Source organism: Micromonospora sp. NPDC002411 (genome assembly GCF_053592955.1).
Map to the genome: position 1 here is coordinate 1 of NZ_JBSFBM010000340.1, position 7,176 is coordinate 7,176.

Genomic DNA, 7,176 nt, shown 5'->3' on the forward strand with positions numbered 1-7,176 from the left:
GGGGCCGGTGCGCCGTGGCCTCCGCCGTGTGCGGCCGGTCCGGCAGCGCCCGGGGCCGCCGGCAGCAGGGTCAGCACCGGGGCGCGGTGCGCGCCCGTCGCGTCCGCCCACCGGACCACAGTGCCATCGGCGTACGTCTGGACGACCTCGAAGGTGAGCCGCTCCGCCTGCGGCATCGGGCCCATGGACAGCGCCAGCCGGGCCGGCCCGGACCCGCTCTCGCCGACCCGGACCCAGGTCACCGCCGTGGTCACAGTGCTCACCCCGGAGGAGTGGATTCCGGCCAGCGGCTTGTCCAGGGTGCGGGAGCTGAGCCGGGGCGCCCACCCGTCCACCGACATCGGGTAGACCTCGGCGATCGGCGCGTCGACCGGCAGCCGGACCTCGATCTGGTTCGTCTTCGTGCCGGCTCGATCCTCCGGCACTGTGAATTCGAGGCGTACGGCGTCGCCCTGTCGGGCCTCGGTCGGGGTGGTCGTCACGTCCGCCGCGGACGCCGCGCTGGGCCAGAACAGCAGCCCGGCGGCGGTCAGCGCGGTCACCGCCGCGATCCGCCGTCGGCGCTCGCCGCCGTGCGTGCTCGCCATCTCGTGCCCCCATCCGTGTCCGTGCGGCCGGCACCGGTTTCCGGCCACACCTGGTAGTTCGGCTGCGGGGCGCGAAAGGTTCAACGTGGCCGGCAGGAAGGTGCCCTTCCGGACCCCGGGAGGGTGGACCGATAGCATCGGCAGGAGCCGAGGATCGGCACCGTTTCGTACCGCTTGGAGGAGTCACCGTGTCCGCACCCCGTACCCCCGCCGTGGCCGACCCCGTCGTCGTCGCCGCCGGGACGACGGCGGCCGACGCGGTGGCCGCGGCCGGACTGCCCGCGAACGGCCCCAAGGCGATCGTCGTGGTCCGCGACCCGCAGGGTCAGCTGCGTGACCTGGACTGGTCGCCGGCCGAGGAGACCGTCGTCGAGCCGGTCAGCCTGGATTCGCCCGACGGGCTCAACGTGCTGCGCCACTCCACCGCGCACGTCCTCGCCCAGGCCGTGCAGGACATCTTCCCCGAGGCCAAGCTGGGCATCGGCCCGCCGATCGAGAACGGCTTCTACTACGACTTCGACGTCGACAAGCCGTTCCAGCCCGATGACCTCAGCAAGCTCGAGAAGCGCATGCAGGAGATCATCAAGTCCGGGCAGCGGTTCCGCCGTCGCCGCTTCGGCAGCCTGGACGAGGCGCGCTCCGAGCTGGCCGACGAGCCCTTCAAGCTGGAGTTGATCGAGGTCAAGGGCGAGGGCCTGGACACCGACGAGGTCATGGAGGTGGGCGGCGGCGAGCTGACCATCTACGACAACCTCGACGCCAAGGAGGACAAGGTCTGCTGGTCGGACCTCTGCCGGGGCCCGCACCTGCCGACCACCCGCCTGATCGGCGCGTTCAAGCTGATGCGCTCCGCCGCCGCCTACTGGCGCGGTTCGGAGAAGAACCCCCAACTGCAGCGGGTGTACGGCACCGCGTGGCCGACCCGGGACGAGCTCAAGGCGTACCTGAAGCTGCTGGAGGAGGCCGCCCGGCGCGACCACCGCAAGCTCGGTGCGGACCTCGACCTGTTCAGCTTCCCCGACGAGATCGGCTCCGGCCTCGCGGTCTTCCACCCCAAGGGCGGGATCATCCGCCGGGAGATGGAGCACTACTCGCGGCGGCGCCACGAGGAGGCGGGGTACGAGTTCGTCAACACCCCGCACATCACCAAGGCGCAGCTGTTCCAGACCTCCGGTCACCTGCCGTACTACGCGGACACCATGTTCCCGCCCATGCAGCTGGAGGGCGCGGACTACTACCTCAAGGCGATGAACTGCCCGATGCACAACCTGATCTTCAGGGGGCGCGGGCGGTCGTACCGGGAGCTGCCGCTGCGGATGTTCGAGTTCGGCACCGTCTACCGGTACGAGAAGTCCGGTGTCGTGCACGGCCTGACCCGGGTCCGTGGCCTGACCCAGGACGACTCGCACATCTACTGCACCCGCGAGCAGATGGCCGGTGAGCTGTCCACGCTGCTCAGCTTCGTGCTGGACCTGCTGCGTGACTACGGGCTGGACGACTTCTACCTGGAGCTGTCGACCCGGGACGACTCGCCCAAGTTCATCGGCGCCGACGAGGACTGGGAAGAGGCCACCGAGGCGCTGCGGACCGCCGCCGCGACCTCCGGCCTGGACCTGGTGCCCGACCCGGGCGGCGCGGCGTTCTACGGGCCGAAGATCTCCGTGCAGGCGCGGGACGCGATCGGCCGGACCTGGCAGATGTCCACCATCCAGGTCGACTTCAACCAGCCGGAGCGCTTCGGGCTGGAGTACCAGGCAGCCGACGGCAGCCGCCAGCGGCCCGTCATGATCCACCGGGCGTTGTTCGGGTCGATCGAACGGTTCTTCGGGGTGCTCACCGAGCACTACGCGGGGGCGTTCCCGGCCTGGCTGGCGCCGGTGCAGGTGGTGGGCATCCCGATCCGTGAGGACCACACCGACTACCTGCACGGCTTCGTCGCGGCGCTGCGCGCCGAGGGGATCCGCGCCCAGGTGGACGCGGGTGACGACCGGATGCAGAAGAAGATCCGTACGGCGCAGCAGCAGAAGATCCCGTTCATGGTGATCGCCGGTGACGACGACGTGGCCGCCGGCACCGTCTCCTTCCGCTACCGCGACGGATCCCAGCGCAACGGTGTGCCGGTCGCCGAGGCGGTGACCCACGTCCTCGACGTGGTCAGCTCCCGCACCAACATCGGCCCCTCGGCCGCCGCGGAATGACGCCCCGGTGCGTGCCCGGCCGACCGGCCGGGCACGCACCGGAGTCAGATGCCGCAGTTCGGTGCTGACCAGCCGCCGACCGCCGCGACGTGCGTGTGGTCGTTGTGGTCCGGGTAGCCGGGGCCGAGGATCTGCCCGAAGCCGTGGTAGCGGGCCTGCTGGGCCAGCCGGCAGAACGACGGCGACCCGACCAGGTCGACCCCGTCGCCGTACAGGTGTCGACTGTTCGACGCGCCGCCGACAGCGCTGTTGCAGGCGTAGCTGCGGAAGCTGCTGCTGATCGAGATCGACACGTCGCCGAGGGCGTGCCGCATGGCCTGGAGCTTCCACATCGAGACGAGCGCGTTGAACCGTGCCGTGCTCGCCGAGACCGCACCGCCGGACCAGTCGCTGTTGCACTTGTTCAGCTCGGGGTAGCTGAAGTTGGCCGGTGTGCAGTCGTCGTCCTGGAGGGCGTAGAGCCGATTGAACGTCTGCGGGCCGGCGATCCCGTCCGCGGGCAGCCCGTACGCCTGCTGGAAGCGGATCACCGCCGACCGGGTGGCCGGGCCGAACGCGCCGTCGAGGCCGAGCACCGCGCCGTAACCGGGGTAGCCGGCGACGCGGATCTGGAGTTGCCGGACGTCCTCACCGGATGCCCCCTGGGACAGGGTGCGACCCCAGGTGTAGCAGCCGTCCGCCTGGGCGGCGCCGGCGGTGAGGGTGACGCCGGCCACTGTGGTGGCGGCGGTCAGGGCGAGTGCCGCGAGGAGCCGGCCGAGCCGTCGGATCATGTAGCCCTCCATCAATGCATGGAAGTTTCTGGATGCATGGAATCTTCATGTTTCACTGTTGATCCGTCAAGAACTTGCACGGTGACGTTTTCCCGTCGGGCAGGTGTCGCGGCATGCCTGCGGGGCTCCGTAGGATCGGCTCGTGACAGGGGCGGAACGGCACACGGACATCGGCGGCATGGCGGACGGCCTGGAGCGGCTCTGGACGCCGCACCGGATGACCTACATCTCCGGCGAGGACCGCCCGGCCGAGGGCTACGAGAAGCCGACCGGCTGCCCGTTCTGCCGCGCTCCCCAGCTGCCGCCGGAGGAGAGCCTGGTGGTGGCCCGCGGCGAGCACGTCTTCGTGGTGCTCAACCTCTACCCGTACAACCCGGGGCACCTGCTGGTCTGCCCCTACCGGCACGTCGCCGACTACACCGACCTGGACGTGCCGGAGACCACCGAGCTGGCGTCGTACACCCAGACCGCGATGCGGGTCATCCGCACGGTGAGCAACGCGCACGGCTTCAACCTGGGCATGAACCAGGGTGGGGTGGCCGGCGCGGGCATCGCCGCGCACCTGCACCAGCACGTGGTGCCCCGCTGGGGCGGCGACGCGAACTTCATGCCGGTGATCGGCCGCACCAAGGTCCTGCCGCAACTGCTGCACGACACCCGCGACCTGCTCGCCCGGGCCTGGCCGTCCTGACCGTCGGCGTGACGCGAGGCCGCCGCCGGTCCGGCTAGTCGGCGCGCAGCAGCGGCGTCAGCTCCGGCCAGCTCTCCACCCGGTGTACGAGAGGCAGCAGCGCTGTGCGAGCGGCGACCTCCGCCGGGCGGGGCCGGAACAGGAAGCGGTGCGGCACCGACGTCAGGTAGCCGAGCACCTCCAGCTTGTCGTCCACGAAGTGGGTCAGCCCGAGGCGCTGGGCGATCGGCGCCTTGTCCGGACGGGTACGGCAGAAGTGGAGCCGCTCGACCGGGATACCGGTGCGCGCCGCGAAGTCGTGGTGGGCCAGCCACTCCCGGGTGCGGCGCTCGGTGGCCTCCCCGCACTTGGACACCAGGTGCACCTCGTCGAACGCCGGGCCGAGCGCCGCGAGCGCGTCGAACGCCCCGTGGACCACAGGTGTACGCAGGTAGTGCGCGCCGAAGAACGAGGTGTCGGCGTCCCCGTCGGCCGGCTCGATGATCACGCCGCCGATGTCCACACCCAGCCTCCGCATGCGGGTGATCATGCCGTAGTGGTCGGTCGGCTCGCATCCACGATTCCGGCCCCGGGATCTGCTACGCCCCGGCCCGTGGAGGTGGCACGATCGGCCGATGGCAGTCACGACACGGACGTTGGGACGCAGCGGCATCGAGGTCAGCGCCCTCGGTATGGGGTGCTGGGCGATCGGCGGCCCGTGGGCTGAGGGCACCCAACCGCTGGGCTGGGGCGCTGTCGACGACGACGAGTCGGTGCGGACGGTCCGCCGGGCGCTCGACCTGGGCGTCACCCTCTTCGACACCGCCGACACGTACGGCGCCGGGCACAGCGAGCGGGTGCTCGGCCGGGCGCTCGCCGGCCGCCGGGACGAGGCCGTGATCGCCACCAAGTGGGGTTACACCTTCGACGAGGCGAGCCGACAGGCCACCGGTGAGGACGCGTCGCCCGCGTACCTGCGCACCGCCGTGACCGACTCGCTGCGCCGTCTCGGCACCGACCGGATCGACCTCTACCAGCTGCACCTCGCCGACCTGTCGGTGCCACGCGCGCAGGCGCTGATCGGCGGCTGCGAGGACCTGGTCGCCGAGGGCCTGATCCGCGCGTACGGGTGGAGCACCGACCGTCCCGACCGGGCCACCGCGTTCGGGCACGCCGCCACCGGGGCGACTGCCGTGCAGCACACCCTGTCCGTTCTGCGGGACGCCCCGGAGCTGCTCGCCGTCTGCGACAAGTACGACCTCGCCAGCGTCAACCGGGGCCCGCTGGGCATGGGACTGCTCACCGGCAAGTACTCGGCCGGGTCGACCCTGCCCCACGACGACGTACGCGGGTTGGCCCCCGGTTGGTTGGAGTGGTTCCGCGGTGGCCGGCCCGCGCCGGAGTGGCTCCGTCGGGTGGGTGCGGTCCGTGCCGCGCTCACCGCCGACGGGCGCACCCTCGCCCAGGGCGCGCTGGGCTGGATCTGGGCCCGCAGCGGCCGCACCATCCCGATCCCCGGCTGCCGTACTGTCGCCCAGATCGAGGAGAACGCCGCAGCGCTGCACCGGGGCCCGCTGCCGCCGGACCAGTTCGTCGAGGTCGAGCGCCAGTTGGCGGCGCTGCGTACGGCGGCGCTACGCGACGCCGACCGCCCCCACTGGCCCCCGCCCATCCATCCCACCGTGCACCCCTGACGCAGTGTTCTGACCCGGTCGGGTCCGCCCCGCGGAGCGGAGCCACGCTCCCGGCGGGTCAGGCCTGTCGCGGGTCGGGGTTCGTGCCACCCCCGATGTCGGTGCCGGCCCCTGTAGAGCTGCCCCATTTCTGGGGCGGCCGCTGCGCATTCGGGCGTTGGGCGCGTTGACGTCGCACTGAGGGCGCGTTGTCGCCGCGCTGAGGGCGCGTCGGCGGCGGCTTGGTCGGCATGCAGCGGGAGGTAGCCGCGCCCCACATCTGGGGCAGCTCTACAGGACGCGACCACGGCAGACCCATCCGCCCGGCCCCGCCCGCCCCGATGACCTTGTCGGTCATGCCGAGACGAACCGGGCGGGCAGGCAGGGCCGAGCCGGGCAGGCGGGTGGGGTCAGGTGGTGTGCTCTTTGCGGATCTGGTCGGCCAGGTGCGCCGGCATCGGGTCGTGGCGGACGAAGTGACGGCGGAATGTGCCGGTGCCGGCCGTCATCGAGCGCAGCTCGACGGCGTACCGCAGCAACTCGGTGGCCGGCACCTCGGCGCGGACGAGGGTACGGCCATCGGTGTCCGGGTCGGGCTCGGTGCCGAGCACACGGCCTCGTCGGCCGGACAGGTCGCCCATCACCGTGCCCACCGAACCGTCCGGCACCCGGATGGTGACCTCGTCGATCGGCTCCAGCAGTGCCGGCTGGCCACGGTCGGCGGCGTCGCGCAGGGCCAGCGCTCCTGCGGTCTGGAAGGCCGCGTCGGAGGAGTCGACGCTGTGCGCCTTGCCGTCGACCAGGGTCACCCGCAGGTCCACCACCGGGTGACCGGCGACCAGACCGCGTTCGAGTTGGGCGCGGACGCCCTTCTCCACCGAGGGGATGTAGTTGTGCGGCACCGCGCCGCCGACGACCCGGTCGACGAACTCGAAGCCGCTGCCCGCGGGCAGCGGTTCGACCTCGATGTCGCAGACCGCGTACTGGCCGTGGCCACCGGACTGCTTGACGTGCCGGCCGTGCCCCTTCGCCGGCACTGTCAGGGTCTCGCGCAGCGACACCTTGACCGGCTCGGTGTCCAGTTCGACGCCGCCGGCCCGCAGCCGGTCGAGCACCACGTCGGCGTGCGCCTCGCCCATGCACCAGAGGACCAGCTGGTGGGTGTCCTGGTTGCGTTCCAGGCGTAGCGTGGGGTCGCCCGCGACGAGGCGGGCGAGGTTACGGGTTCACAATGACCTGGACCTTCGGCGAGGACCTGCGGGTCGTCGAGCGGCG

General features: G+C 71.7%; 6 protein-coding genes and 1 pseudogene. 3 read left to right on the forward strand and 4 right to left on the reverse strand.

Annotated elements, in window-relative coordinates:
- Positions 1-587, reverse strand: a 587-nt coding sequence (locus ACWCO3_RS28840) for a DUF1775 domain-containing protein (protein ID WP_450013037.1), incomplete at its 3' end; no start/stop codon positions are given.
- Positions 588-775: 188 nt separating this feature from the next.
- Between ACWCO3_RS28840 and thrS the strand changes: the two genes are divergently transcribed.
- Entirely contained in the window at positions 776-2,785 is a 2,010-nt protein-coding gene (thrS, locus tag ACWCO3_RS28845; protein ID WP_145783954.1) for a threonine--tRNA ligase, read from the forward strand.
- Positions 2,786-2,829: 44 nt separating this feature from the next.
- Here thrS and ACWCO3_RS28850 read toward each other — a convergent pair whose 3' ends face one another.
- Positions 2,830-3,558, reverse strand: a complete 729-nt coding sequence (locus ACWCO3_RS28850) for a D-Ala-D-Ala carboxypeptidase family metallohydrolase (protein ID WP_145783952.1) — start codon at positions 3,556-3,558, stop codon at positions 2,830-2,832.
- A 178-nt stretch (positions 3,559-3,736) separates the two neighbouring features.
- Between ACWCO3_RS28850 and ACWCO3_RS28855 the strand changes: the two genes are divergently transcribed.
- Entirely contained in the window at positions 3,737-4,249 is a 513-nt protein-coding gene (locus ACWCO3_RS28855; protein ID WP_208745200.1) for an HIT family protein, read from the forward strand.
- Positions 4,250-4,283: 34 nt separating this feature from the next.
- Here the strand turns inward: ACWCO3_RS28855 and ACWCO3_RS28860 are convergent, their stop codons facing one another.
- Positions 4,284-4,766 carry a hypothetical protein gene (locus ACWCO3_RS28860; RefSeq protein ID WP_244311802.1) on the reverse strand — a complete coding sequence of 161 codons (483 nt, stop codon included), beginning with the start codon at positions 4,764-4,766 and terminating at the stop codon, positions 4,284-4,286.
- Between the two features lie 97 nt (positions 4,767-4,863).
- Here ACWCO3_RS28860 and ACWCO3_RS28865 point away from each other — a divergent pair, with 97 nt between their 5' ends.
- Positions 4,864-5,922 (forward strand): aldo/keto reductase, encoded by a 1,059-nt coding sequence (locus ACWCO3_RS28865; RefSeq protein ID WP_145783946.1) that lies wholly within the window; start codon positions 4,864-4,866, stop codon positions 5,920-5,922.
- Between the two features lie 389 nt (positions 5,923-6,311).
- Here the strand turns inward: ACWCO3_RS28865 and ACWCO3_RS28870 are convergent.
- Positions 6,312-7,124: pseudogene (locus tag ACWCO3_RS28870) on the reverse strand (elongation factor G-like protein EF-G2); the annotation flags it as partial.
- Positions 7,125-7,176 lie beyond the last annotated feature (52 nt).

What these genes read in the sequence shown, in the direction of transcription:
- ACWCO3_RS28860 (WP_244311802.1), bottom strand. Translation starts at nt 4,766, where the DNA reads ATGCGGAGGCTGGGTGTGGACATCGGCGGCGTGATCATCGAGCCGGCC.
- ACWCO3_RS28865 (WP_145783946.1), top strand. Translation starts at nt 4,864, where the DNA reads ATGGCAGTCACGACACGGACGTTGGGACGCAGCGGCATCGAGGTCAGC.
- ACWCO3_RS28855 (WP_208745200.1), top strand. Translation starts at nt 3,737, where the DNA reads ATGGCGGACGGCCTGGAGCGGCTCTGGACGCCGCACCGGATGACCTAC.
- ACWCO3_RS28850 (WP_145783952.1), bottom strand. Translation starts at nt 3,558, where the DNA reads ATGATCCGACGGCTCGGCCGGCTCCTCGCGGCACTCGCCCTGACCGCC.